This is a genomic window from Streptomyces sp. NBC_00513 (assembly GCF_041431415.1).
In the GTDB taxonomy this organism is placed as follows: Bacteria; Actinomycetota; Actinomycetes; order Streptomycetales; family Streptomycetaceae; genus Streptomyces.
Window position 1 is genome coordinate 1,424,937 of the sequence record NZ_CP107845.1, and the last position, 26,153, is coordinate 1,451,089.

The 26,153-nt window shown below is 73.5% G+C and carries 24 protein-coding genes; 12 read left to right on the plus strand and 12 right to left on the minus strand.

The features are described 5' to 3' along the window. Positions 1-16: 16 nt before the first annotated feature. From OHA84_RS06755 to OHA84_RS06795, 9 genes are all read right to left on the minus strand, one after another. Positions 17-1,594, minus strand: a complete 1,578-nt coding sequence (locus OHA84_RS06755) for a class I adenylate-forming enzyme family protein (RefSeq protein ID WP_266972648.1) — start codon at positions 1,592-1,594, stop codon at positions 17-19. 45 nt (positions 1,595-1,639) lie between these two features. Beyond that, positions 1,640-3,526, minus strand: coding sequence for an anthranilate synthase family protein (locus tag OHA84_RS06760; RefSeq protein WP_266972646.1), 1,887 nt, complete (start codon positions 3,524-3,526; stop codon positions 1,640-1,642). Next, the gene (locus OHA84_RS06765) at positions 3,523-4,146 is read right to left on the minus strand and encodes an isochorismatase family protein (RefSeq protein ID WP_266951792.1); all 624 of its coding nucleotides are present in this window, start codon (positions 4,144-4,146) and stop codon (positions 3,523-3,525) included. The genes OHA84_RS06760 and OHA84_RS06765 overlap by 4 nt, the downstream gene beginning before the upstream one ends. A gap of 81 nt (positions 4,147-4,227) precedes the next feature. Then, a complete protein-coding gene (locus tag OHA84_RS06770) occupies positions 4,228-4,998 on the minus strand; it encodes a 2,3-dihydro-2,3-dihydroxybenzoate dehydrogenase (protein ID WP_053678182.1) in 771 nt (256 codons plus the stop codon). After that, positions 4,998-6,170, minus strand: a complete 1,173-nt coding sequence (locus OHA84_RS06775) for a 3-deoxy-7-phosphoheptulonate synthase (RefSeq protein WP_053678179.1) — start codon at positions 6,168-6,170, stop codon at positions 4,998-5,000. Before OHA84_RS06775 ends, OHA84_RS06770 begins: the two co-directional genes overlap by 1 nt. Positions 6,171-6,611: 441 nt before the next feature. Further along, the gene (locus OHA84_RS06780) at positions 6,612-7,235 is read right to left on the minus strand and encodes an NAD(P)H-dependent oxidoreductase (RefSeq protein ID WP_053683417.1); all 624 of its coding nucleotides are present in this window, start codon (positions 7,233-7,235) and stop codon (positions 6,612-6,614) included. 94 nt (positions 7,236-7,329) lie between these two features. Beyond that, on the minus strand, positions 7,330-8,682 hold the full coding sequence (locus OHA84_RS06785; protein WP_063839660.1) for a transposase: 1,353 nt from the start codon (positions 8,680-8,682) through the stop codon (positions 7,330-7,332). A gap of 99 nt (positions 8,683-8,781) precedes the next feature. Next, positions 8,782-10,857, minus strand: a complete 2,076-nt coding sequence (locus OHA84_RS06790; protein ID WP_266972642.1) for a BTAD domain-containing putative transcriptional regulator — start codon at positions 10,855-10,857, stop codon at positions 8,782-8,784. 140 nt (positions 10,858-10,997) lie between these two features. After that, positions 10,998-11,591 carry a histidine phosphatase family protein gene (locus tag OHA84_RS06795; protein ID WP_053683413.1) on the minus strand — a complete coding sequence of 198 codons (594 nt, stop codon included), beginning with the start codon at positions 11,589-11,591 and terminating at the stop codon, positions 10,998-11,000. A 70-nt stretch (positions 11,592-11,661) separates the two neighbouring features. Here OHA84_RS06795 and OHA84_RS06800 point away from each other — a divergent pair, with 70 nt between their 5' ends. After that, entirely contained in the window at positions 11,662-12,156 is a 495-nt protein-coding gene (locus tag OHA84_RS06800; RefSeq protein WP_266951779.1) for a hypothetical protein, read from the plus strand. 149 nt (positions 12,157-12,305) lie between these two features. Then, a complete protein-coding gene (locus tag OHA84_RS06805; protein ID WP_234350323.1) occupies positions 12,306-12,995 on the plus strand; it encodes an RNA polymerase sigma factor in 690 nt (229 codons plus the stop codon). 88 nt (positions 12,996-13,083) lie between these two features. Here OHA84_RS06805 and OHA84_RS06810 read toward each other — a convergent pair whose 3' ends face one another. The 3 genes from OHA84_RS06810 to OHA84_RS06820 are packed head-to-tail and all read right to left on the minus strand — an operon-like array spanning position 13,084 to position 17,225. Then, on the minus strand, positions 13,084-14,157 hold the full coding sequence (locus OHA84_RS06810) for a MerR family transcriptional regulator (protein WP_078999595.1): 1,074 nt from the start codon (positions 14,155-14,157) through the stop codon (positions 13,084-13,086). Positions 14,158-14,169: 12 nt separating this feature from the next. Further along, on the minus strand, positions 14,170-15,543 hold the full coding sequence (locus OHA84_RS06815; protein ID WP_266951774.1) for a deoxyribodipyrimidine photo-lyase: 1,374 nt from the start codon (positions 15,541-15,543) through the stop codon (positions 14,170-14,172). A gap of 17 nt (positions 15,544-15,560) precedes the next feature. Further along, entirely contained in the window at positions 15,561-17,225 is a 1,665-nt protein-coding gene (locus OHA84_RS06820; RefSeq protein WP_266972637.1) for an SDR family oxidoreductase, read from the minus strand. A 228-nt stretch (positions 17,226-17,453) separates the two neighbouring features. On the opposite strand from OHA84_RS06820, the gene OHA84_RS06825 reads away from it, so the two are divergent. From OHA84_RS06825 to OHA84_RS06870, 10 genes are all read left to right on the plus strand, one after another. Further along, positions 17,454-19,544, plus strand: coding sequence for an MMPL family transporter (locus OHA84_RS06825; RefSeq protein ID WP_266972635.1), 2,091 nt, complete (start codon positions 17,454-17,456; stop codon positions 19,542-19,544). Then, positions 19,541-20,827 (plus strand): NAD(P)/FAD-dependent oxidoreductase, encoded by a 1,287-nt coding sequence (locus tag OHA84_RS06830; RefSeq protein WP_266951771.1) that lies wholly within the window; start codon positions 19,541-19,543, stop codon positions 20,825-20,827. Before OHA84_RS06825 ends, OHA84_RS06830 begins: the two co-directional genes overlap by 4 nt. Continuing rightward, positions 20,821-21,558, plus strand: a complete 738-nt coding sequence (locus tag OHA84_RS06835; protein WP_371591581.1) for a DUF1365 domain-containing protein — start codon at positions 20,821-20,823, stop codon at positions 21,556-21,558. Before OHA84_RS06830 ends, OHA84_RS06835 begins: the two co-directional genes overlap by 7 nt. 5 nt (positions 21,559-21,563) lie before the next feature. Beyond that, positions 21,564-22,772 (plus strand): cyclopropane-fatty-acyl-phospholipid synthase family protein, encoded by a 1,209-nt coding sequence (locus OHA84_RS06840; protein WP_053683465.1) that lies wholly within the window; start codon positions 21,564-21,566, stop codon positions 22,770-22,772. Next, positions 22,769-23,554 (plus strand): DUF1295 domain-containing protein, encoded by a 786-nt coding sequence (locus tag OHA84_RS06845; protein WP_266972631.1) that lies wholly within the window; start codon positions 22,769-22,771, stop codon positions 23,552-23,554. The genes OHA84_RS06840 and OHA84_RS06845 overlap by 4 nt, the downstream gene beginning before the upstream one ends. A gap of 44 nt (positions 23,555-23,598) precedes the next feature. Continuing rightward, positions 23,599-24,078 (plus strand): Lrp/AsnC family transcriptional regulator, encoded by a 480-nt coding sequence (locus OHA84_RS06850; RefSeq protein WP_053683402.1) that lies wholly within the window; start codon positions 23,599-23,601, stop codon positions 24,076-24,078. 46 nt (positions 24,079-24,124) lie between these two features. After that, positions 24,125-24,802 (plus strand): HAD family phosphatase, encoded by a 678-nt coding sequence (locus tag OHA84_RS06855; protein ID WP_053683401.1) that lies wholly within the window; start codon positions 24,125-24,127, stop codon positions 24,800-24,802. 220 nt (positions 24,803-25,022) lie between these two features. Then, complete coding sequence (locus OHA84_RS06860; protein WP_266972628.1) at positions 25,023-25,268, plus strand: hypothetical protein; 246 nt, start codon at positions 25,023-25,025, stop codon at positions 25,266-25,268. A 17-nt stretch (positions 25,269-25,285) separates the two neighbouring features. Beyond that, complete coding sequence (locus OHA84_RS06865; RefSeq protein ID WP_266951764.1) at positions 25,286-25,786, plus strand: hypothetical protein; 501 nt, start codon at positions 25,286-25,288, stop codon at positions 25,784-25,786. A gap of 218 nt (positions 25,787-26,004) precedes the next feature. Continuing rightward, positions 26,005-26,088 (plus strand): putative leader peptide, encoded by an 84-nt coding sequence (locus OHA84_RS06870; RefSeq protein ID WP_351373514.1) that lies wholly within the window; start codon positions 26,005-26,007, stop codon positions 26,086-26,088. Positions 26,089-26,153: the final 65 nt, after the last annotated feature.

The window sequence follows — 26,153 nt, forward strand, 5'->3', positions numbered from 1 at the left end:
TGTCGCCGGACGGTGGTCAGGACGACTGCGGGGCGGACAACCGCCGCAGTCGTGCGGTGAGTTCGAGGCGCTGGACCTTCATCGTGGCCGTGCGCGGCAGTTCGGAGAGCTTCATCTGCACGGGCTCAGCGAGCTGTGGCCACGCGGCGGCGGCGGAGCGCCAGCGGGCCGTGTCCAGCGGCAGGTCGTCGCGGGTGCAGAGCACGGGGACGCCCGCGCCGTCGGGTCCGGGGACGACGACGAGTTCGGTCAGTTCGTCGAGCCGGCCGAGGACGGTGTCCTCGATCTCCAGGGTGGAGTGGATGCCGGGGATGGCGTCGACCTCGCGGTCCAGGAGGTGGAGGCAGCCCTCGTCGGTGCGGTACCCGAGGTCCATGCCGCGCCACCAGCCGCCGTGCACCTGGGTGTCGTAGCGCTCGCGTTCGCCGAAGTAGCCCAGCGCCCGGCCGGCGGCCTGTACGTCGATGTAGCCGGGGTTGTCGCGGGTGACCTCCTTGCCGTTGCGGCTGACGAGCCGGAACTTGGTGTCGGAGGGGAAGGCGTGGCCCTGGCAGCGGCCGTCCGCGCCGAGGGCGGTGGCGCGGGTGAAGCCGCGGCCGACGAGCGGGCCCGTCTCGCTCTGGCCGTAGATCTGGTAGAAGAGCGGCGAGCTGCGGTCGGTGGCGTGCAGCAGCTTGTGCATGGTGCTGGGGTGGATGGCGTCGAAGGTGGTGCTGAAGTACTTCACGTTCGACAGCGGGCGCAGCGGGTGGTCGGCCAACACCTCCCATTCCATGAAGGAGTTGGGGTGCGATTCGATGAATCCGGGGCGGGTCTCGGCCCACAGTCGTGCCGCGTGCTCGGGCTCGGCGTCGTTCATGATGACCATCGGGTTGCCGCGGGGCAGCAGGACGGCCAGGGCCAGGGGCATCCGCGAGTGGACGTAGCTGACGTGCAGGGCGACCGTCTCGTGCTCGCGGATCATGTCGAAGAGCTTGGCCTGCGGGCGGTAGCGGCCGTGCAGGGTGCGGGCCGAGTGCACGACCAGCTTGGGCAGGCCGGTGGTGCCGGAGGTGTGCGTCATGAGCGCGGGCAGGTCGAGGTGGGGGACGACGGGGGCCTGCCGCGGGGAGCCGGCCAGGTCCGCGAGGGAGACCGTGCCCGGGCGGGACCCGGCCACGATGATCACCTGGCCGGCGATCTCCGCGAGGGGGGTGCCGGCGAACGGTCCGTCGAGCTTGTCGGTGTCGGTGACCAGGTGGGGGGAGCCGAGCCGGCGCAGCAGCGCGAGGACGCTGTCGGCGTCGAGGTACGGGGAGAGCTGGACGGGGACGGCTCCGAGGCGGGCGACGGCGCTGGACAGGATGTTGATGTCGAAGCCGTTGGACTTGTGGAGGGCGACGTGGTCGCTGCGGCGCACTCCGGCGGCGTACAGGCGGGCCGCGGTGTCGTCGATGTACTCGGCCAGTTCGGCGAACGTCAGGCGTCGCCCGGCCTCGGGAATGAGGTCCAGGTCGTGGTCGAGGATGATCAGCTGGTCGCCGTGGGCCTGGGCGGCCCGCTCGGCCACGAGACCCATGTACAGGCCCTTGTCACTGCCGTTGACGGGAAGCATCGCGGAACTCCTTCGCGGGAGGGGTGTGGGTGGGTGGTGGGCCGGTCAGATCAGGCCGGTGAGCAGGGACTCGACGATGCGGACGCCGTCCCGGGTGAGCACGGATTCGGGGTGGAACTGCATGGAGGCGAAGTGCGGTCCGCGCAGGGCGTGCACCTCGTCGGTCTCCGGGTCGCGACTGACCTCGAACACGCCGACGCCCTCGGCCTCGGCCTTGTCCTCGGCGCCGCGGGCGGCGAACGTGTTGTAGAAGCCGACCCGTTCGGCCGCGCCGAACAGTTGGATCTGTCGCTGTACGCCCTGGTTGGGGTGGTCGCGGCGGACCAGGTCGAGCCCCAGTTCCCGGGAGAGGACCTGGTGGCTGAGGCACACGGCGAGGAAGGGTCTGCGCTTGGCGAGCAGCGCGCGGACGTCGGCCGACAGCCTGGCGATCTTCGGGTGGCCGGCGTCGCGCGGGTCGCCGGGTCCCGGGCCCATGACGACCAGGTCGTGGGCGTCGAGGGAGTACGGCTCGTCGAAGCGGCTCACGGTCACCCGCAGGCCCATCGAGCGGAGCTGGTGGGCGATCATCGAGGTGAAGGTGTCCTCCGCGTCCACGACGAGGACCGAGCGTCCGACCAACGAGGCTTGCGGCAGGGCGCGTTCGCCCTCCTCGGCCAGCCAGTACCCGGCGATGGAGTCGTTGCGCCGGGCCAGGGCGGCCCGGACGTCGGGGTGGGCGGAGAACCGGGTGGCGCCGTCCGATTCCAGTGCGGCGAGCAGGCCGGCGGCCTTCGCCTTGGTCTCCGCGACCTCGGACTCGGGATCGGAGTGGCGCACCAGGGTGGCTCCCACGCCGATGGAGACCCGGCCGGCGGCGTCGATGTCGGCGGTGCGGATGAGGATCGACGAGTCGAGTTCCCGTTCGCCCGTCCCGTCCGTGCCGATGAGGGCGACGATGCCGCTGTAGTAGCCGCGGCCGCGCGGTTCGTACCTGCTGATGACGCGGCAGGCGCTCTCCAGCGGGCTGCCCGTGACGGTGGGGGCGAACATCGTCTCGCGCAGGATCTCGCGCGGGTCGCGGGTGGTGCGCCCCTCGATGAGGTACTCGGTGTGCGCGAGGCGCGCCATCTCCTTGAGGTAGGGGCCGACGACCCGGCCGCCTCCCTCGCAGACCCGCGCCATCATCTTGAGTTCCTCGTCGACGACCATGTACAGCTCGTCGGTCTCCTTGCGGTCCGCGAGGAAGTCCATGACCTGGGGCAGGGTGGGTCCGCCGGCGGGGTAGCGGTAGGTGCCGCTGATGGGGTTCATCACGGCGGTGCCGCGGTGCACGCTGATGTGGCGTTCGGGGGTGGCGCCGACGAAGGTGCGCTCGCCGGTGTGGACGACGAACGTCCAGTAGCCGCCCGATTCCTGCTCCAGGAGCCGGCGGAAGAGGGTCAGGGCGCTGCGCGGGGTGTAGTCGGTGATCTCCGCGGTGAAGGAGCGTTTGATGACGAAGTTCGCTCCCTCGCCGGTGCCGATCTCGTCGGCGATGACGCGACGGACGATGTCCGCGTAGCCGGCGTCGTCGATGTCGAAGTCGCCGCCGGTGAGCCGGATGGGCCGGTCGCCGATGCGTGCGACGGCCTCCGCGAGGGGGACCTTCTCCTGACCGGTGACGGCGAGGGTAATGAGCGGGGAGCCGTCGTCGGCGGCCTCGAAGCCGCGTTCGCGGATCTGCCGGAAGGGTACGAGGACCAGCGCCTCGTGCCGGCCGGGCTCGGCGGCGCCCCGCTCGGGCAGGGGTACGGACGCCAGGGTCTCGGGGTGGGACACGTCGCCGACGAGGACCTCCACCAGGCCGGGCCCGGTGGCTCCGGGCCGGTGCAGCAGGGCGAACGGTGGTGGCGAGGGGGCGAGGATCCGGGCGAGCAGGTCACGCTCCGCCGGTTCCCGGGCGGCGGTCATGCCAGGGTCTCCTTCACGGTGGTGACCACGGCGCAGCGCCGGGCCGCGTAGTCGAGGGTGCGGTGGTGGTCCTCCTCGGTGAAGTCGGCCAGGGCGTCCGCGACGAGGAAGGTCTCCATGTCGTGGCTGAACGAGTCGACCGCGGTGGCCAGTACGCCGACGTGGGCGTACACCCCGCCGACGACGAGTTGGTCGCGTCCCGCCTCCCGCATCCGGGCCAGCAGGTCGGTGTGGTGGAACGCGCTGTAGCGCCACTTGGTGAACACCCAGTCCTCGGGACGGGGCCCCAGCTCGTCGGCGATCTCCCGGTCGGCGCGCGAGGGCTTCATCCCGGGCCCCCAGAAGTCCCGCAGCAGTCCGCGCTGGCGCTCGGTCATGCCGCCCGGCTGGGCCGTGTAGGCGACGGGGACGCCGAGTTCGACACACCGGTCGCGCAACTGGGCGCAATTGCGGACGAGTTCGGTGCGCAGGGTGTCCGGCAGGGGTTTCAGGAAGTAGTGCTGCATGTCGTGCAACAACAGGACGGCGCGGGCCGGGTCGACGGACCAGGCGGCGGTGTTGAGGGGCAGGTCCCCCGATGTCGGCATCGGGTAGGCCTCGATGGTCGGGATGCCGGCCATGGCTTCCTCTCGTGGCTCTGACGTGGTGGAAGGGTGCGGGTGAGGGTGGTGCGGGACGGCGGCGGGTCGCGGGCGCGGAGGTCAGACGCCGAGGGTGGCGCCGCCGTCGACCGTGAGCGTGTGCAGGGTGATGTGCGCGGCCTCGTCGGAGAGCAGGAAGGCCACGGCGTCGGCGATGTGTCGGGGCTGTGCGAGTCGGCCGAGCGGGATGCCGACGCGGTACGAGTCCCCGTGTCCCTCGATGGAGCCGCGCGGACCCGACTCGTCCTGCCACATGGACCGCAGCATCGGTGTGTCGGTGGAGCCGGGGGCGACGACGTTGCAGCGGATGCCGTGGCGGGCGACTTCCAGGCCGAGGGACTTGGTGAACATGGTGGCCGCGGCCTTGGAGGCGGCGTAGGCGGCCATGTCCGTGCGGGGGGTGCCGGCGGCGTTGGAGGCGACGGTGACGAGGGAGCCCCCGGCGCGCTCGACCATCCGGTTGACCACGGCCCGGGAGACGTGGAAGACGCCGGTGGTGTTGACGGCGAAGGTGGCGTTCCAGTCCTCGTCGGTGAACGCGCGGGCCTGGCCCAGGCGCAGGATGCCGGCGGCGTTGACGAGGTGCTCGATCGGGCCGAGTTCGCTCTCCGCGGCCTCGACGGTCCGCTCGACGTCGGCGCTGCTGGTGACGTCGGTGGGGAAGGCGACGGCCTTGACGCCCTGGTCGGCCCACTCCTCGACCGCCCGCCGCAGGGCAACCGGATCGCGGTCCACGGCGGCGATGCGGACGCCGCGCGCCCCGAGGGTGAGGGCGACCGCGCGGCCTATCCCGCCGGCGGCTCCCGTGACGAGTGCTGTGGTGCCGTCCATCAGAAACTCCAGCTGGATACGACGGATATGGCCTGTCCGGGGTTGAGCCGCGGGTCGCAGTGACTGGTGTAGAACTCGCCGACCCGATCGATCGCGGACGGGTCGGAGACGCATTCGGTGACGGCGTCCGGGGTGGTCTCCAGGTGGAAGCCGCCCGCGACACCCCCGGCCTCGGTGACGGCGAAGTGGAAGGCCACGGCCTCGCGTTCGACGGTCTCGACGTAGCGGGTCTTGTACCCGTCGGGGGTGCTGACGGTGTTGCCGTGCATGGGGTCGGTCAGCCAGATCACCGGGTGTCCCGCCTCCCGGACGGCGGTCACGAGCGGGGGCAGGGCGTCGGGGGCGGCGTCGGCGCCCATCCGGGCGATCAGGGTGAGGCGGCCGGGCTCGCGGTCCGGGTCGAGCCGTTCGCACAAGGCGAGCAGCTCCGCCGGGCTCATGTTCGGGCCGACCTTGCAGGCGACCGGGTTGCTCACCCGGGACAGCAGCTCGACGTGGGCGCCGTCGACCTGCCGGGTGCGCTCGCCGATCCAGGGCCAGTGGGTGGAGGCCAGCATCAGCCCGCCCGCCTCGTCGCCGCGGAGCATCGACACCTCGTAGTCGAGGAGCAGGGCCTCGTGGCTGGTCCACACCATGGGGTCGATGCCGGCGCCGGGGCTGCCGGGGCGCCAGCCGAGGCCCCGCATCACGTCGTCGGCGGCCATGTAGCCGGTGAGCAGCCGCAGCGGGTCGGGGCGGCGGGCGTCGACGTCGGGTTCGGGTCCGTTGACCATGTGGCCCCGGAAGACGGGCATGTCGACCCCGTCGACGACCTCGGTGGGGCGCGAGCGGGGCTTGGCGTACTGGCCGGCGATCCTGCCGACGCGCAGCACCGGCTTGCCGGTGATCAGTCGCAGCGACCCGGCGAGCAGGTCCAGGACGGCGGCCTTGCGGGCGACGTGGTCGGGCGTGCATTCGGCCGGGTCCTCGGCGCAGTCGCCGACCTGGACCACATGGGCCTGGCCGGCCGCCACCCGGGCCAACAGCCCGCGCAGGGTCCGTACGTCGTCCGCGGCGACCAGCGAGGGGCGGGCCAGGAGTTCCTCCCTGACCCGACGCAACTGCGCGGGGTCGTCCCAGTCCGGCTGTTGGAGCGCGGGTTTCAGCCGGATGCCGATGTCGGCGTTTTCCACGGGGTGCCTCCGAGTAGACGAGCGAGGGCGCGGTGCCCGCTCTGCCGCGCGGTGTGGGGTCGCGGGAGCGGGGCGCGCGGGCGAAATGCGGGGGTGGGTGGTGCGGGGGTGCGGGGTGCCCGAAGGAGCGGGCGGGACGCGCGGGACCGCGCCGGGGGCGGGGGCCGCGGGTGTGGGGTGTACGGGGCCGGACGCGCGAGGGCCGATCGCCCCCGGGATCGCCGCGCGGCCGGGCCGGACGCTCGGGACCGGGCGGACGGGCCCGGCCCCGACCGCGCCCGGCGGGACACGGCGCGGCCCGGGGCGGCATGGGCCCCGATCGTGCGGGCGGCGGGCACGCGGCGGCCGGGCGCCCGTGTACGCGACGTACTCGGGTGCCCCGGCAACGCGGCGGGGCGCGCGACCGGGCGCCGCGGCCGGGGCGGGCCCCGACGGCAGGACCTAGGCGAGGCCCTTGCGGAGCGCGGCGGTGATCTCGACGGTGCGGCGGGCCTGGTACTCGATGGCGGCGAGGTTGTCCTCGGTGACGTTGCCCGCCTCGTTGCGCGAGACGCTGCTGACGCCGTACGGGTTGCCGTTGGTCGGGGCCAGCTGGATCGGGTCGGCCACACCGGGCGGCACGATGATCGCGCCCCAGTGGTAGAAGGCGTTGTTGAGGGCCAGGAGGGTGCTCTCCTGACCGCCGTGCAGGGTCGCGGTGGAGGTGAACGAGGACATCACCTTGTTCAGCAGTCCGCGCTTGGAGTGCAGGGGAAGGGTCTGGTCGATGAACTGCTTGAGCGAGGCGGCGGGCAGGCCGTAACGGCCCGGGGTCCCCCACAGCACCGCGTCGGCCCATTCGAGGTCGTCGAGCGTGGCCGTGGGGATGTCCGCCACGGCGGCGAGGTGCTCCTCCCATGCCGCGTTCCAGGTGTCGTTGCCGGGTACGACCGTCTCGGTGGTGAGCTCGGCGGTCCTGCGCAACCGCACCTCCGCGCCCGCCTTCTCGGCGGCGGCCGCGGCGGCCACGGCGAGTTGGTGGACGTTTCCCTGGGAGGAGTAGTAGATGACGGCGACCTTGGTCATGTCCGGGGTCCCTCGGTTCGATCGGTTGGAATGTCCCGATCCTGTGGGACCCGGCGGCCACGGCCAATGGCCGTCCGGGCTATCCGTCAACTGCTCAGCTCGCTAGGTCAGGTCGCCCTCCCAGGTCCGTCAGGTAGCCCCGACCGTGCCGTTCGCGGCGCGCCGGATCGGTCAGGTCCGTCACCTCCGCCGTGGCCCGCCGGGTGTTCGGCCGGCCGCTGAGCAGGGCGATGGCGTGCGCGGCCGAGGCGAGCGTCGCGTGCCGGTGCCAGCCGTTGAAGGAGCGGCCGGAGAAGTCCCGGATGCCGACCTGGTCGGCCACCTCGGCGAGGTCCCGGTCCACCCTGTGGGTGAGCCGGATCAACTGGGTCAACTCGACCGGTCGCACCCCCGTCAGGTCGGTGAGCCACAGTTCGGCCGGGAGTTGCCCGCCGTCCGAGATCCCGAGGAGCAGCAGTTCCTCGGCCACGCCGGGTCGACCGCCGGGGCGCCGGGTGTCGGCGGTCAGGGTGGCGCTGACGGCCACGAGCGAACCCGGCCGCCTGATGCCGCGCAGCTGCGCCTCCGGTCCGGGTGCCCGGCGGGGTTCCAACTGACGCATGTGCCAGGCGGTGGACATGATCTGTTGGGTCGTCATGCTGGCGCCGCGGCGGGGGAAGGTCGGTTCCAACACGGTGAGGCGTACGGAGGGGTCCACCCGCAGCAGCCAGGGCGTGCCGGCGGCCCGCAGTCGGTGGACGGTGCTCAGGACGTCGGCGTTGCGCGCGTCCATCACCAGGGGTCGGACCGGGAGCCCGGAGTCCCTGATCATCGCCAGATAGGCCTCGACCGAGCACTGGGCGAGGCTTTCCTGCACGGTGGTCTCGGGGATGGCGGCCTGGCTGCGCCGGTTCTCGTCCTCCAGCCAGCGGTGGGTGAGGTGGAGCCGCCAGTGCAGGGGGGAACTCCAGTCGTGGGCGGCGGCCCAGACACCCACGGCCTGTTGGGCGTTGATGACCTGACCCAGCTCCGGCACGAAGCGCCGCTCGACCCCCACGGAGGTTTCACCGGCCTTCGGAATGATCATGGGGTGTACCACGTACGCCTGTGGTGGCGACACCCGTTCGATGTGCTGGGCCAGGGCCCGCCGGACGGGGGTCCAGTCCCAGGTCGAGCTGGAGATGAAGTGGTGGAGGCTCTGCTCGGCGGCGTCCCCTCCGAGCAGCGTCGCGATGTTGCGGATCGACTTGCGGCCCTCGGCGCCCAACAGGCCCCGCACGTAGTGGATGGCCTTCATCCGCTGGTCGCTCCGCGGCATGGACGCGAAGAGTCCCGAGCACAACTCGAAGACCACCGACTCCTCGTCACCGGGGCGTTGCGTTCCCTCGCGTGCGATGCACTCGGCGTGCTGATCGCCCGACGGCTGCTTCCGGACCGTGCTGCCGCTCCGCAGGATCGTGCTCCTCATGGAAGTCTCCCCTCCGACCGGGCGTTGCCCGGCCAGCTGCCTGCATGTGTCTGCCGAGCGGCGGCTGTGCTGAGCACATGCCGCCACGGAGACGCAGCTTCACGCGGGGCGACCAAGCGGGGGCAAAGGATCGGGAAGCCCCGCCTCCGTGCCCGCGCGGATCGTGGCGTACGCCGCCGGCCGGTCCGGGGCGGTCGGGGACCGCGGTTCCGGATCGGCGTCCGGGTTCCCGGCGAGGGCGAGCCGGATCAGTTCCGGTATCCGGAAGGACGGCACCGACATCTCCCGGGTTCCCGTGGGGACCCGGCCGTTGAGTTCGACGGCGTGGTGGTCCAGCAGGGTGCCCAGGAGCTGTTCGGCGGTGCTCGTGGCCACCCCGAGGAGTTGCGCGGCGTCCCGGACCACGAAGGCTCCGGGGGCGGAACGGCTGAGTACGGTGAGCGCCCGGCCCGCCGGGTGGGGCAGCCGCGCGCAGGACTGTTCGACCCGGGCCAGCACGTCCCAGGTCCCCGAGCGCAGTTCTACCCGGCGTTGCCCTTCGTTGGCCAGTCGTTCGGCGAAATCGGCCGTGGACCACATCGGACGGGCCGCCAGGGTCTCCCCCATCGCCCTGATCCCCAGCGGGACGTGACCCATCAGCCGGACGATCCCCCGGGCCGCCGTGCGGTCGCCCGGGAGCCGGCCCGCGGGGCAGACGGCCGCGGCGAACAGCGCGGCGCCGTCCTCGGTGCTCATCGGCCCGAGCGTCAGGTGCGCGGCGCCCGGCAGCCCCGGCAGGCGGACCCGGGAGGTGGTGATGACGGTGCTGCGGCTGCCGCCGGGCAGCAGCGGCAGGATCTGCCGGGCGGACGCGGCGTCCTCCAGCAGCAGGAGCAGCGCCCGGCCCGCGGTGTGGTCGCGGAACCTGCGGGCCAGCTCGTCCTCGGCCCATCCGGCGGGGTCCCCGTCCGAGGTGGGCACGGAGTCGAGGTGCAGGTCGCGCAGGAAGGAGCGCAGGATCAGCGTGGGGCTGATCGGCGTCTCCCGGTCGCTGTGCAGCCGGGCGTACAACTGGCCGTCGGGGAAGCAGCCGCTGAGCAGGTGGGCGGCCCGGACGGCCAGCACGCTCTTGCCGGTGCCGATGCCACCGAGGACGGTGACGATCCGGGGTGCGGCGCGCCGTTCGGGTTCCTCCCCGGGGGCGGCCAGGGCGAGCAGCCGGTCGAGTTCGCGGCGGCGGCCGACGAAATCCGGTGTGTCGGGCGGGAGTTGCGTCAACCTGGGGAGGGTCGCGGGCGCCGTCGTGGCGAGGTCCCGGGCGGGCCGGCCGGGCGGGATCAGATGTGCGGGCGTGGGCGCGCCGAGGCGCGGGTCGGCGCTCAGCACCTCCTGCTGGAGTTTGCGGACCCAGTCGGAGGGCTCGATGCCCAGCTCCCGGACGAGGTTGCGGCGCAGCCGGGTGAACGCGTCCAGGGCGGTGGCGCGTTGGCCGGATCGGTGTGCGGCGAGGACCAGGTCGGCGGCGAACCTCTCGTTGAGCGGGTGCTCGGCGGTGAGCCGGCGCAGTTCGTCGAGCAGCGCTCCGTGGAGGCCGAGTTGGAGGTCCGCCTGGACCCGCATCTCCAGGGCGCTGATCCGGGTGGCCTCGATCCGGCTGATCCGGGAGGCGAGTTCGGGGCCGGCGGGGACGTCGGCGAAGGCGTCCCCGCGCCACAGGGCGAGGGCCGCCCGCAGCGCCCCGGCGGCCTCGCGGGCGTTGCCGGCGTCCAGGTCCACGCGGGCCAGTCCGATCCGGCGTTCGAAGTCCCACAGGTCCACCTCCTCCGGGCGCAGCCGCAGCAGGTAGCCGTTCGTACGGGTTTCCAGCCGGTCGGAGGAGTGCGGTGCGGGGGTGGGGCCGTGCGCGGGGGCCGGCCGCCGGGCCAGGGCCCGGCGCAACTGGTACACGTACGTCTGGACGGTCTTGCGGGCGAGCCGCGGCGGGTCGATCTCCCACAGTTCCTCGATGAGGGCGGCGAGCGGCACGGGCCGTCCCGCGCGCAGCAGGAGCACGGCCAGGACCCGTCGGACCTGGGGCGCGGTGGGGGTACGGGATTCGCCGTCGAGACGCACGTCGAGCGGTCCGAGGACCCCGATCCGCAAGGCGGGGCCCCCGGGTGCGGCGGGGTCCCGCTGGAGCACCGCGGTGGACTCCATGGACGGCTCCTCTCCGGACGGTGTGCCCTGCCGGCCTGCGACTGCGACTGCGATGCGAGAACAGTGGCCCACGACGGTTTATGGCCGGTCACTCGTCGTCCTGCCGGTCCGCGGCAGGCGGGAGGGGAGGTCCGGGAGGGTCAGGGCCTGGTGTTCCAGCCCGCGATGACCGGGAGTTCGTGTTCGGTCGACAGGAGGCTGACCGTCCCGGTGCGCAGCAGGAACAGTCGCCCGTCGGCGGGGGGCAGCCCGAGGTAGCGGGCCGTCAGTACCCGCAGGAAGTGGCCGTGGGCGACCACCACCACGTCGCCGCGGTCCTCCCGCAGCACCTCGGCGATCCGGGCCAGCGCGCGGTCCGCGCGGGCCCCGACCTGCTCGGCCTGCTCGCCGGGGTGCTCGGCGTCTCCGGGCGGGACCCCGTCGGTCCACAGCGACCAGTTCGGCCGGGTCTCGCGGATCTCGGCGGTGGTCACGCCCTCGTAGCCGCCGTAGTCCCATTCGTGCAGGTCCGGGTCGGTGACGCCGTCACTGAGCCCGGCGAGCTGGGCCGTGGCCACGGCGCGGCGCAGCGGGCTGGTCAGCACCAGGGCGGGCTGCCGGTCCAGGAAGAACGGGGCCAGGGAGATCGCCTCCTCGACCCCGCGCGCGGTCAGCGGGATGTCCGTCAGCCCGGTGTGCTTCCCGTTGGCGCTCCACGCCGTCTCACCATGCCTCACCAGCATCAGGTCACTCATTCCCCGGACGATAGTCGCTCCGGCATGTCGTCGCCGAAGTCGCCGGGCAGGCGTGTCACTGTCGGGCGTCATGGATGTGAGCACGTTCTACGCCTTGTTCTCCGCCACCTGTTTCACCCTGGTCGGCCTGTGGTGGAACGTCGTGCAGAGCCATTCCGAGTGGATGCGAGCGCCCGCCCTGCGGCGGGTGGTCGGCGGCATCTACCTGTCCTTTCTGCTTCCGGCGCTCATGGGCCTGTTCGCCCAGGTGGGGGGCACCGAGCAGCCGTGGATCTGGCGGGCCTCCTTCGTCGTGATCGCGGTCATCGGATGCGCGTCCACGCTGCGGCTGCTGGCCCGCGACCGGGCCGAGGGCGTCGGCGCGGGGCTGGTGTGGCACCGGGTGGGTGTGATCGTGCTCTACGTGCTGATCGCCGTGGTGGGCTCCGCCCCCGAGATGGCCGACGTGGTCAACCTCAAGGGGATCCAGGCGGAGGCGCTGCTGCTGATCCTCCTGGTGGTGCTGGGGCACGCGCTGGTGTGGCGGTTCATGGCCGGCGAGGGCCGGGCCGCGGAGGCGACCTGACGCGTGCCGGTCCCCCTGCGGCGGCGTCGATCGGCGGCGCCGTCGGGATCGAGGATCGGGTGTCGATCGGGTGTCGATCGGCGGCGCGGAAATCGATGCGGAAACGGTGCGAGTTGGTCGAGGGCTCCTGTGCTCGCGAGGCTCGGGGCATGGACGACCGGATGGACGACCAGACGTGCCGGCGCGATCGGCGGACGCACCCGCGGGGGCACTCCGCATCGGGCGCGCCGGGCACCCTGGCGTACGAGGACGACGCGTCGGACGAGGCGCGCATCGCGGCCGGCTTCGCGGCGGGCGACGAGCGCGCCATGGAGGCCGCGTACCGCCGGTGGCGGCCGCTGGTGCACTCCCTGGCGCGCCGCTCGCTCGGCGACGACCGCGAGGCCGAGGACGTGACCCAGCAGGTGTTCCTGGCCGCCTGGCGCGGCCGTGGCGGCTACCGGCCGGGCCCCGGCGGGCTCGGGGCCTGGCTGACCGGGATCACCCGCCACAAGGTGGCCGACGCCCTGGAGGCCCGGACCCGGCGGGCCCGGGCGGTCGCGGCGGCCACCCGCGCCTTCCACGAGTTCGCCCGGTGGCCCGCGGCCGGTGACCGACCGGAGCCGGAGCAGGTGGTGGACCGGGTGTTGATCCTCGGGGAGCTGGCCCGGCTGCCGGCGGCGCAGCAGCGCGTCATGCGGCTCGCCTTCTACGGGGACCTGACCCAGAGCCAGATCGCGGATCGCACGGGGCTGCCGCTGGGCACGGTCAAGAGCCACATGCGGCGGGCCCTGTGCGTCCTGCGCGCGTCGGTGGCGCCGGCCGTGTCACCCCGCACGCCGGAGGTCGCGGCCGGGTGACGGCCCGCCGCCGGCCGCGCGGTCCCGCGGCCGGCGGCGGGCCGGAGGGGCCGGAAGGGTCCGAAGGGCCCGAAGGGCCGGAAGGGGTCTACGCTCGCGTCCCGGTCGCCGGGCCCGTCCTCGTGGCCTGTTCGGCGTGGTCCGTGGGGCGCAGGGCGTTCTCGATGACGGTGAGGCCCGAGCGCAGGCCGAACAGCCGCTCGGTGCGCGGGTCCGGGGATCCCGTGCCCCAGCCGGGTCCGGCGAGCAGCAGCGCCGAGTGTCCGCGTGCGCCGCGCAGCCCCCACTCGATGGCGGCGACGGAACGCGCCAGGGGCCGGTCGGCGGTGCTCCGGGACTGGGACCACAGGACGGCCGCGCGCGGGCCCGTGCGCCGGACCGCTTCGTGCAGGGCCTCGGCGGGCAGGGCGGCGCCGAACATCCTCACCGGCAGGCCCCGTTCACCGAGCACGGCGGCCAGCGCCTCCATGGGCAGGGTGTGTTGCTCTCCCGGCGCGCAGGCCAACAGCACCGGGGAGGAGCGCAGTTGTTCCGCGGCGGGGCGTACCCGGCGCAGCGCGCAGGAGACGTGCCAGGAGAGCAGGTGCTCCACCTCCACGTAACGTTCCCCGGCCGAGGCCCACTTGCGGCCCACCGCGTGCAGGGTCGGCGCGATGATCTCCTCCCATGCGGTGACCAGGCCGTGTTCCGCGACGGCGGCCTCCAGCAGCTGTTCCACCGCCGGGGCGTCGAGTCGTACGGCGGCCCGGGCGAGCCCCCTGCACTCGGGGCGGACCTCTCCGAGCGGGAGCGCGTTGGGGCCGCCCGGCGCCGCCGTGGTTTCCGGGACCGCGGCCGACTCGGGGACGGCGTCGCCGCCGGCGGGGGCGGCGCCCACGGCGGCCCGGGCGGCCTCGGAGGGCGGTACCCCCTGGGCGGTCAACCGGCACATCAGCTCCAGGCGGGCGATGTCCTGGGCGGTCCAGCGGCGGTGCCGGCCGTCCTCGCGGGTCGCGGGGCCGATGGCGTACCGGCGCTCCCAGGACCGCAGGGTGGTGGGCGACACCCCGAGGCGCCGGGCCACGGCGCCGGTGCTCAACGCCGCCGCGGGCAGTTCCGGGGCGTGGTCCTGGGGCGGGTGGGGCGGCACGGGGTCCACCCGCTCACGATACGACGAGGTCATGGGGGGCGGCCCTCATTCGATTCCGCGCCCTTTCCGGAAGCGGCCGAGCGCGTCCGCGAGCTCGACCAGCGGGTCCGGGTAGTCGAAGCGTGCGCGTTCCGGGGCGGGCAGCCGCCAGGGCTCGTGCACCCGGGGGGCGGGCAGGTCGGCGAGCTCGGGAACCCAGCGGTGCACGTAGGTGCCGTCGGGGTCGTAGCGCAGGCCTTGGCGGACCGGGTTGAGGACCCGGTTGGGCCGGGTGTCGGTGCCCGTGCCGGCCACCCACTGCCAGTTGAGCTGGTTGTTGGCGAGGTCCCCGTCCACGAGGAGGTCGAGGAAGTGTCGGGCGCCGGCCCGCCAGTCCACGTACAGGGTCTTGGCGAGGAAGCTCGCGGCCAACAGTCGGCCGCGGTTGTGCATCCAGCCCTCGTGGGCGAGCTGGCGCATGGCAGCGTCGACCACCGGATAGCCGGTGCGGCCCTCCTTCCAGGCCTGGATCTCCTCCTCGGCGTCGGCTCCGGTGCGCCAGTGGTCCCGGCGGGCGCGGTAGTCCTCGGCCGCCGCGGCGGGGCGGGCGGCCAGCACCTGGTGGTGGAAGTCGCGCCAGCACAGTTGCCGGACGAAGGCCTCGGCGCCCGGCCCGCCGACCGCGCGGGAGCGTTGGACGGCCTCGACGGGCGAGATCGTGCCGAAGTGCAGGTGGGGGGAGAGTCGGGAGGTGGCGTCGCCTGCGAGGTCGTCGTGGGTGTCCTCGTAGCGGGCGATGCCGTCGTTCAGCCAGCCGGAGAGCAGTCGCCGGGCCTCGCGCTCGCCGCCGCGCGCGAGGCCCGGGGAGGTCCCGGTGACGGCGGTGCGCTCGGGCAGCGCCTCGGAGTCGATGTCGTCGGGGACCCGGAGCGTGCGGGGGGCCGGTGCGCTGGGGCGCGGGGGCAGTTCGCTCCAGCGGCGCAGGTACGGGGTGAAGACGGCGAAGTGGTCCCCGCCGGCGGGCCGCACGGCCCCAGGGGCGACCGCCGTGATCACCGCGTCGTGGACGTAAAGCCGCCGGCCCTCGGCTTCCAGGGCGGCGCGCAGCCGTTCCTCGCGGGCGTGGGCGTACGCGCTGACCCCGGCCGCCATGTGCACCTCGTCGGCGTCCGCCTCGCGTACGACGGCGCACACCCGGTCGACGACCTCGCCGGAACGGACCACCAGACGTCCGCCGCGTTCGCGCAGCCCGGCGTCGAGGGCGGCGAGGCAGTCGGCGAGGAACGCCGACCGGTTGGGCGCTGTGAAACCGGCCGCCTCGATGGCCCGGTCGCGGACGAAGAGGGGCACGACCCGGTCGCAGGAGGACATGGCCGCGCGCAGCGGTGGGTGGTCGTGCAGGCGCAGGTCCGAGGTGTACAGGACCACCGCGACGTTCATGGTTTCTCGTCTCCGCGTCAGGGTCGTGGGGGACGGTTGTCGTGGGGTGCTTCGGCGTGTCGGTCCGGATCGGATGCGCTGCCGCCCTCGGGTCGTCCGGCCGGGGTGGGGGGCTGCCGCTCGGCGGCCCGGGCGATGTTGCGCGCCATGCCGCCGAAGACCACGGCGTGGAAGGGGGAGACGCTCCACCAGTACATGTGCCCGAGCAGCCCGTGGGGGTGGAACAGGGCGCGCTGGCGGTAGCGGGAACGCGCCGCCGTCGCGGTCCCGGTCGTGGCGGTCGCCTTCGCCGTCCGTCCCGGGGCGTGGTCGGTGTCGGTGCGGGCTCCGGCGGCGGGTTCCGGGGCCGTGTCCGGGTCGGGTTCCGCGCGCAGTTCCAGCCAGGCCAGGCCGGGCAGCCGCATCTCGGCGCGCAACCGCAGCAGCCGGCCCGGTTCGATCTCCTCCACCCGCCAGAAGTCGAGCGAGTCGCCCACCCGCAGATGGGACGCGTCGCGCCGGCCGCGCCGGATGCCGACGCCGCCGACGAGCCGGTCGAGCCAGCCGCGTACCGCCCAGGCGAGCGGGAAGGAGTACCAGCCGTTCTCCCCGCCGATGCCCTCCACCACCCGCCACAGCGCGTCCGGCGAGGCGTCCACGTCCAGTCCCCGCTTGTCCTCGTACAGGCTGCCGCCGGCCCAGTCGGGGTCGGTGGGCAGCGGGTCGCTGGGGGCGCCGGGCAGGGAGGCGGAGGACCAGCGGGTGACCACGTTGGCGTCGCGGACCCGCTGGAGGGCGAGGGCGAGGGCCTGGTCGAAGCCGAACGGTGTACCGGGCGGGTCGGTGACGTACTCGGCGATGTCGTGCTCCTCGCACACCACTTCGTGGCGCAGCGATTCGGCGAGCGGTCGGGCGAGGCGCCGCGGCACCGGGGTGACCAGTCCGATCCAGTGGCTGGACAGTCGCGGGGTGAGCATCGGGACGCGCAGGATGAGCCGTTTGGGGAGCTCGGCCACGGAGGCGTAGCGGCGCATCATCTCCTCGTACGTGACCACGTCCGGGCCGCCGATGTCGAAGGTCCGGCTGACCTCGGGCGGCATCGTGGCGCTGCCGACGAGGTAGCGCAGGACGTCGCGGACGGCGATCGGCTGGCAGCGGGTGCCGACCCAGCTCGGGGTGACCATGACGGGCAGCCGCTCGGTGAGGTAGCGCAGCATCTCGAAGGAGGCGGAGCCGGATCCGATGATGACGGCGGCGCGCAGGACGGTCGCCGGGACGGCGGAGGCCAGGAAGATCTCCCCGACCTCGGCGCGGGAGCGCAGGTGCGTGGAGAGTTCCCGGATCGGGACCCCGGTGGGGGTGAGCCCGCCCAGGTAGACGATCCGCCGGACCCCCGCCGCGTGGGCCTGCTCGGCGAAGATCCGGGCGGCGGCGCGGTCCCGGTCCTCGAAGCCGGAGCCGGTGCCGAGGGAGTGGACGAGGTAGTAGGCCACGTCGATGTCGCGCAGGGCCTCCCCCACCGAACGCGGGTCGACGACGTCGCCGCGCACCACCTCGGCCCGGCCGGCCCAGGGGTGGTCGCGCAGTTTCTCCGGGGAGCGGGCCAGGCAGCGGACCTGATGGCCGGCGTCGAGGAGTTCGGGCACCAGCCGGCCGCCGATGTAGCCGGTGGCCCCGGTGACCAGACATCGCAGGCTTGTCATGACGCGTCTCCGCTCCTGGTGGTCCCGGTCGGGGACCTCGTACGGAAGATCTCGTGGGATGCCGGGAGATCTCGTGGGCGTGACCTCACTGGGGATTCGGTCCGGTCGGTGCGATCGGATGCGTCGCTCGCCCGAGCGGCGCATCCGAATGACGTGTCCCGGCCGAAAGGTGATCCAGAAGGCCCGTCCACCACCTCAGCACAGACTGACCTCTTGTCCGGGAGTGCCATGCGCCCGTCACCGCGGATCACCCGCCTGGTGATTCCGATCCTGTTGTTGCTCGGCTGGCTCGCCGTCGGTGGGGTGCTCGGCCCGTACGCGGGCAAGCTCGGCGAGGTCGCCACCAACGACCAGGCCGCCTTCCTGCCGCGCAGCGCCGAGTCCACCCGGGTGGTGGAGGCGCAGCGGGCCCTGCGGCAGGCCGAGTCGCTGCCCGCGATCGTGGTGTGGACCGCCTCGGACGGCGGCCGGCTCACCCCCGCCGTCCAGGGCACGGCGAGCGCCGCGCTGGCCTCGCTGACCGGGGGCGTCGGGCTCGCGGGCCCGGCCTCCCCGGCGGTTGCCTCGCGGGACGGGCAGGCCCTGCGGGGTGTGGTGCCGCTGCGGCCGGACCTCGGCGACGGATTGACGGACGTACTGGACCGGGTGCGCGGGGCGGCCGGGAAGGTGCCGGGCACCACGGTGTCGATCGCCGGTCCGGCCGCGACCCAGGCGGACCTCGGGGACGCCTTCGCGGGCATCGACGGACTGCTGCTGGGGGTGGCGCTGGCGACGGTCCTGGTGATCCTGCTCGTGGTCTACCGCAGTGTGCTGCTGCCCCTGATCGTGGTCTTCGGCGCGGTGCTCGCCCTCGGCCTGGCCTGCGCGATCGTGTACGCGTTGGCCGATCGCGGGCTGGTCCGGGTGGACGGTCAGGTGCAGGGCATCCTGTCGATCCTGGTCATCGGCGCCGCGACGGACTACGCGCTGCTGTTGACCGCCCGGTTCCGGGAGGAACTCGCGACGGAGCCCGACCGGTTCACGGCGATGCGGGCCGCGTGGCGGCGCACGCTGGGCCCGGTCGTCGCGAGCGCCGCCACCGTCGCGCTGGGCCTGCTGGCGCTCCTGCTGAGCGACCTGACCAACAACCGGGCGTTGGGACCGGTGGGGGCGATCGGCATCGGTTGCGCCGTGCTCGCCGCGTTGACGTTCCTGCCCGCCGCGCTGGTCCTGTCGGGCCGGGCCGCCTACTGGCCGGCCCGCCCGAAGGCCTCCGACGCCGCGCATCCCGTCTGGACCCGGGTGGCGGCGCTGGTGGACCGGGCGCCGCGCCGGGTGTGGGCCGTGACCCTGGCCGGGCTGCTGGCCTGCGCGGCCCTCTCCCCGATGCTGGTCTCCAAGGGGGTGCCGCTCGACGAGATCTTCGTGAACGACGCCCCGTCGGTGTCGGCGCAGGCCACGCTGGGCCGGCATTTCCCGGGGGGTGCGGGCAACCCCGCCGTGGTGATCGCGGACGCGGACCGGGCCTCCGAGGTGGTGGCGGCCGCGCGGGCCACCGAGGGCGTCGCCGACGCGGCGCGGGTGGGCGCCCCGGGCCCCGGCGGCAGGGTCCGGATCGACGCGACGCTGGACGACGCGGCCGACAGCGACGCGGCCAAGGAGACGGTGGGCCGGTTGCGGACCGCCGTGCACGCGGTCGCGGGCGCGGACGCGCTGGTCGGCGGGTACTCGGCCCAGCAGTACGACACCCAGCGGACGGCGGCCCACGACCGCGCCCTGATCGTGCCGGTGGTGCTCGGGATCATCCTGGTGATCCTGGCGGGGTTGCTGCGCTCGCTGGTGATGCCCCTGTTGCTGGTGGCGACGGTCGCGCTGAACTTCCTCGCCACGCTCGGCGTGTCCGCCCTCGTCTTCCGGGGCGTGTTCGGGTTCACCGGGACGGACGCCTCGGTCCCGCTGTACGGGTTCGTCTTCCTGGTCGCCCTCGGGGTGGACTACAACATCTTTCTGATGTCCCGGGTTCGCGAGGAGACCGTGGCGCACGGTCACCGCGAGGGCATCCGGCGCGGTCTGACCTCCACCGGCGGAGTGATCACCTCGGCGGGTGTGGTCCTCGCGGCGACCTTCGCCGCGCTGGGGGTGATTCCGCTCGCCTTCCTGGCGCAGATCGCGTTCATCGTGGCCTTCGGCGTCCTGTTGGACACCCTCGTCGTGCGTTCGCTGCTGGTTCCCGCCCTGGTCAGGGACATCGGACCGAAATCCTGGTGGCCCGGTTCGCCCGGAGACACATCCGAGCACCCCTCCGGCTCCGAAGTACCGGTCAAGGAGGCAACACGATGAACGAGCGAGGACGATCACGACCGCGTACGGCCGTGGTCGGCGGGGGTGTCTCGGGGCTGACGGCGGCATACGTGCTGGCGCGCTCCCACGAGGTGACCCTGTACGAGGCCGACGACCGGCTGGGCGGGCACGCCCACACCCATGAGCTGAAGGGGACGGACGGCGAGCTGCGGTCGGTGGATTCCGGGTTCATCGTCCACAACGACCGTACCTACCCGCATCTGTTGCGCCTCTTCGGCGAGTTGGGGGTGGCCACCCGACCGACGACGATGAGCCTGTCGGTGCACTGCGAGGGCTGTGGGCTGGAGTACGCGGGGGCGCGCGGTCCGCGCGGGCTGTTCGCGCAGCCGCGGGCCGCCGCGAACCTGGCCTACCTGCGGATGCTGGCCCAGGTGCCGGCCTTCCACCGGCAGGCCCGGCGGTTGCTGGCGACCCCGTCGGCCGGTCCCGAGATCACGCTGGCCCGGTTCCTGCGGCAGGGCCGGTTCGGGGCGTACTTCACCGGGCACTTCGCCATCCCGCTGGTGGCCTCGGTGTGGTCCTGCCCGCCGGACACCGCGCTGCGCTACCCCGCCCGCTACCTGTTCCGCTTCCTCGCCCATCACGGTCTGCTGTCGGTGGGCGGCTCACCGAACTGGCGTACGGTCGAAGGTGGTTCGGCCCGGTACGTGGAGCTGCTCCGCGAGCGGCTCGGTACGGGGGCGGTCCGGGTGGGCACTCCCGTACGGGCCGTGGAGCGCACCGCGGAGGGCGCGCGGATCACCACCGCGGACGGGACGTCCACGGCGTACGACTCGGTGGTCGTCGCCGTCCACGCCGATCAGGCGCTGCGCCTGCTGGCCGACCCCTCGGACGCCGAACGCGAGGCGCTGGGCGCGTTCGGCTACTCCCGCAACCGGACCGTGCTGCACACCGACGCCTCAGTGCTGCCGCGTGCGGCCGGGGCCCGGGGCTGCTGGAACTACCGGCTGTCCGGCTGCCGCCCCCAGGACGGTCACGTGCGGGTCAGCTACGACATGAACCGGCTCCAGGGTCTCGACGCGCCGGAGCCGTACGTGGTGACGCTGAACGCCGACGACCGGGTCCGCCCGGACCTGGTCCTGGCCGAGATGGACTACGAACACCCCGTCTACACGCCGGAGTCGGTGGCCGCGCAGCGTCTGCTGCCCGCGCTGTCGGGGCCGGTGACGGCCTACGCCGGCGCGTACCACGGGTGGGGGTTCCACGAGGACGGCTGCCGCTCGGGCGTGGAGGCGGCGGCGGCGCTGGGGGTGAGCTGGTGAAACCCCGCCTGTACGAGGCCGACATACGACACGTGCGGGCCGGCGAGCGCTCGTACGGCCTGCGCCACCGCTCGTACCTGTGGCTGGTGGACCTCGACGAACTCCCCCGGCTGCCGGGCCCGTTGCGGCACCTGGCCCACTTCGACGCGCGGGACCACTTCGGCGGCGGGCTGCCGACGATCCGGGCCGGGCTCGATCGCTTCCTGGTCTCGAAGGACGCGGCGCTGCCCGCCGGTTCACGGGTGTCGATGCTCGCGCACGCCCGCGTGTTCGGGTACGTGTTCAATCCGATCTCGGTGTACTGGTGCCACGGCCCCGACGGGGAGCTGCGCCACGTGGTCGCCGAGGTGCACAACACGTACGGGGAGCGGCACTGCTACCTGCTCGGTCCGGAGGCCGCGCGGGGAACGGCCCGGGCGGCGAAGGAGTTCTACGTCTCCCCGTTCCTCGACGTGGACGGCGGCTACCGGATGCGGCTGCCCGAACCGGACGGCCGGCTGGAGCTGATGGTGCAGTTGGCCGGCGGGGCCGACGGCGCGCGGCTGACGGCGACCGTGCGGGGGGAGCGCCGGCCCGCCGGCGCGTGGGGTGCCGTACGGGCGTCGCTGCGCCACCCCTGGTCCACCGCCGTGGTGGCGGTGGGCATCCGCTTCCACGGCATCCGGCTGTGGCTGCGCGGTCTGCCGGTGCGACCGCGCCCCCGACACGTACCCCAGGAGGGTGTGAAGTGAGCACGATGACGCTCCCGGCGGTGCCGAAGCTGCCCCGCACGCGGGCGGCCGTGGGGCGGCTGCTGATCCGGCGGGCCCTCGACCGGCTGCCGCTCCAGGTCCGGATGGGGCCCGGGGAACTCCTCGGCAAGGGCGGTCCGGCGATGGCGGTGTACGACCCGGCCGCCTTCGAGCGGCGGATCACCGCGGAGGGCCTGATCGGTTTCGGCGAGTCGTACCTCGCCGGGGAGTGGGACGCCCGCGATCCGGTGGCGGTACTGACCGTGATGGCGGGGCACGTGGCGGGGCTGGTCCCGGCGCCGCTGCAGAGGCTGCGGGGCCTGTGGGCGGCCCGACACCCGGACACCGACCGCAACACCCCGGACGGCTCCCGCACCAACATCCGGCGGCACTACGACCTGTCGAACGAACTGTTCGCCGAGTTCCTCGACCCGACGATGACCTACTCGTCCGCCGTGTTCCGCGCCCTTCCCGCCGGTCCCGGCCAGCTGGCCGACGCCCAACACCGCAAGATCGACATGCTGTTGGACATGGCGGCCGTCGGCCCGGGCACCCGTCTGCTGGAGATCGGCACCGGCTGGGGCGAACTCGCGATCCGGGCGGCGGCGCGCGGCGCCCGGGTGGTGACGCTCACCCTCTCCCGGGAGCAGCGCGAGTTGGCGATGAAGCGGATCGCGGAAGCCGGGCTGACGGACCGCGTCGACGTGCGGCTGTGCGACTACCGCGAGGCCACCGGCAGTTACGACGCGATCGTCAGCGTGGAGATGATCGAGGCGGTCGGCGCGGAGTACTGGCCGGTCTACTTCGCCGCGCTGGACCGACTGACGGCCCCGGGCGGCCGGGTGGCGCTCCAGGCGATCACCATGCCGCACGAGCGGATGCTGGCCACGAAGGACACGTACACCTGGATCCACAAGTACATCTTCCCGGGCGGCATGCTGCCGTCGGTGCGGGTGGTGGAGGACATGGCCCGGACCCACACCCGCCTGCGGGTGGAGCGCTGCGAGAACTACGGGGCGCACTACGCGCAGACCCTGCGGCTGTGGCGGGAGCGGTTCGCGGAGCGGGCCGAGCGGGTCGAGGCGCTGGGCTTCGACGAGACGTTCCGCCGGATGTGGACGTTCTACCTGGCGTACTGCGAGGCCGGCTTCGCGTCGGGCTACCTGGACGTGCACCAGATCCTGCTGACGGCCCCGGACGGCGGCCCGTCGTGAACTGGGGAGCCTTCGGCGTCAACCTGGCGGTCTCGGCGGGCGTGGCGCTCGCCGTCCTGCTGATCACCTTCGCGGTGGGCGTCCGGCGCGGGATGCACCGGGTGGTCGACGTGGCCTGGGGCCTGGCGTTCGCCGCCGTGGCGGTGGCCACGTACGGGATGTCGGACGGGCGGCAGCCGCTCACGGCCGCCCTGACGGTCCTGTGGGGGCTGCGTCTCGCCGGGCACATCGCGTGGCGGGGGCGCGGGCACGGCGAGGACCCGCGGTACGAGCGGATGCTGGCCAAGGCTCCCGGCAACCCTCAGCTGTACGCGCTGCGCATGGTGTACCTGCTGCAGGCGGCTCTGGTGTGGCTGGTCTCCCTGCCGATCCAGGCGGGCCCGTACGCCACCGACGGCCCGGGGGCGCTCGCGATGGCGGCGGGCACCGCGCTGTGGCTGTGCGGGATCACCTTCGAGGCGGTCGGCGACCATCAGCTGGCCCGGTTCAAGGCGGATCCGGCGAACCGGGGCCGGATCATGGACCGGGGCCTGTGGTCGTGGACCCGGCACCCGAACTACTTCGGCGACTTCTGTGTGTGGTGGGGCCTGTCGCTGACCGCGTGGGGGACCTGGCCGGCGTTCGCCGTGTCGGTGATCGGCCCGCTCGTCATGTCGTATCTGCTGATCGCGGGCAGCGGCAAACGCCTCCTGGAACGCCATATGGCGGACCGTCCGGGGTACGCCGCCTATCGGGCCCGGACCAGCGGCTTCCTGCCGCGGCCGCCCCGCCGTACCGGGTGAAGTGTCCGAGCCCGTGGGACGTCGCGGGCGGATACCCTCACGGCATGGCGGTGGACGAGCTCGACACCCGAATCCTGCGCCTGCTGATCGAGCAGCCGCGCACCAGCGTCCGGGAGTACGCCCGGCTCCTCGGCGTGGCGCGCGGCACCCTGCAGGCCCGGCTGGACCGCCTGGAGCGCACCGGGGTGATCACGGGCACCGGCCCCGTGCTGTCGCCCGCCGCGCTCGGTCACCCGGTGCTGGCCTTCGTGCACATCGAGGTCACGCAGGGGCATCTGGACGAGGTCGGGGACGCCCTGTCGGCGGTACCGGAGATCATCGAGGCCTTCTCCATCACCGGGGGAGGCGATCTGCTGACCCGGGTCGCGGCCCGGGACAACGCGCATCTGGAGGACGTCATCCAGCGCCTGATCAGGCTGCCGGGCGTGGTCCGCACCCGGACGGAGGTCGCGCTGCGTGAGCGGGTCGCGCACCGAGTGTTGCCGCTGGTGGAGGCCGTGGGACGAGCCGCTCGCAAACCCTGACAATATGGACGGGAAACGTACACGACCGGCAGGACGGGCACAGCGGATGATCTCCGTCATATTCGATCTCGACGGCACTCTCGTGGACAGCGAGCCGAACTACTACGAGTCCGGACGCCGCACCCTGGCACACCACGGGATCCCCGACTTCACCTGGGAACAGCACGCGCGCTTCATCGGCATCGGCACGATGGAGACGCTGGAGATCCTCAAGGAGCGTCACGCGCTGCGGGCCCCGGTGGAACAGCTCCTCGCGGAACAGAACGCCGCCTATCTGGAGCTGGCCCGCACCCGAACCGAGGTCTTCCCCGAGATGCGCAAGTTCGTGGAGCGGCTGCACTGCGAGGGCGTCCCGATGGCGGTCGCCTCCGGTTCCTCGCGGGAGGCCATCGACACGGTGCTGGCCGGGACCGGGCTGGACGCGCTGCTGACGACGGTGGTGTCCGCCGAGGAGGTGCCGCAGGGCAAGCCCGCCCCGGACGTGTTCCTGGAGGCGGCCCGCCGGCTCGGGGCCGAACCGGCCGACTGCGTGGTCGTCGAGGACGCGGCGCCGGGCGTGCGGGCCGCGCACGCCGCCGGCATGGAGTGCCTGGCCGTGCCCTACATCCCGATCGCCGCCGGGGACCCGGCCTTCACGACGGCCGGGCTGCTCTTCCGCGGCGGCCGGAGCGAGTTCAGCGCCGACACCGCCTACGAGTGGCTGGGCGAACACCGGGCCGCCTGATCGCCGGGGCGGGCCGGGGCGGGGCGGGCCGGGGCGGGCGAACGGCGGCCGGGGCGACGCCGACGGGATCCGCGAGGTGAGGGGCCGCGGCCTCCCGCTTCCTCCCGCACCCGCTCCAACTGCCCCTGGGAACTGCCTCTTCGGGGCGGCGCGCCCTCCTACGGTCGTGCCGGTACAGGACAGCGGTGGAACCTCCGCCGCCCCACACCGGGAGAGGCCCATGAAGACGAACAAGAAGCTGGCGGCCGGCGGCGCCGCGATCGTGCTGGCCGCGGGCATCGCGATCACGGCGGTCGGCGCGGCCAACGCGGCGCCCGCCCCGACGGAACGCATCACCTCCGTGAGCGGCCTGCACGAGAGCCTCGCGCAGGCCGTCGCCGAGGAGCAGGCCCTCGGACTCCAGGGCACTCTCGGCGGGCCCGTCGGCCGCGAGGCAGTGGAATCGAACGACGCGATCGACGGCTGACGGGGCGGGTGAGCACCGTGGGATCCGACCAGACAGGGGCCGCGCCGGAAGCGGACGCGCCGGCGGCGACGCCGTCCACGTGGTGTCCGAGCGGTGAGGCCCGGGCACCCGAGTCCGTCGTCCTCGGCGTCCGCTCGGCGACGGAAGGGCGGGTGACCTACCTCGCGGACCCGGTTCCGGCGTCGGAGGTGCTCGGTTCGATCCCCGAGGGAATCGAACCGACGCGGGTACTCCGTTTCGCCTCGCACTGCGTCTCGAACTGCGTCAATCGACGCGGCGCGGACTGCGCCCTGGTCGAGCGGGTCCTGGCGCTGCCGCCCTCGGCGGACTCCCGCGCCGTCCCGCGGTGCCACCTTCGCTCCCGGTGCCAGTGGTGGCAGCAGACGGGCGTGGACGCCTGCCACCGCTGCCCGGCGGTCACCACCGCCACCTTCCGGGAGGACGAACTGGCGACCCTGGTCGCCGATCCGAACACCACCCCCGAGCAACTCGCGTCCTGGATCGAGGCATCCGCCTGATCCTGTCGCCCGTTCCACCGGCCCGGGCACCCCTCGGAAGCGCGAACTCCAGCCGAGACCAAGGAGTTCGCGCTCCTCGTCGTGGGCCGAGCGCCCTGCGCGACGGTCGGGCCGAACCGATGTCGACGGGCCGACCGGCATCCCGCCCATGGAGACGACCGGTCCAGTGCGCGAGACGCCATTGACCGGAACCCGGCCCGCCGGCTAGGTTTCGCCGCATGTTGCGTTCAGTCCTGCTCACCACGCGCGGTCACATCGACCTGCTGCGGGTGGCCTCAGCCGCGTGTCGCCGCGGCCACTGACGCCTCCTCTCCCTTCACGTCACGAGCGCTCCGCGCTCTGCCTTCGCGTGCCCTGACCCTGCCGG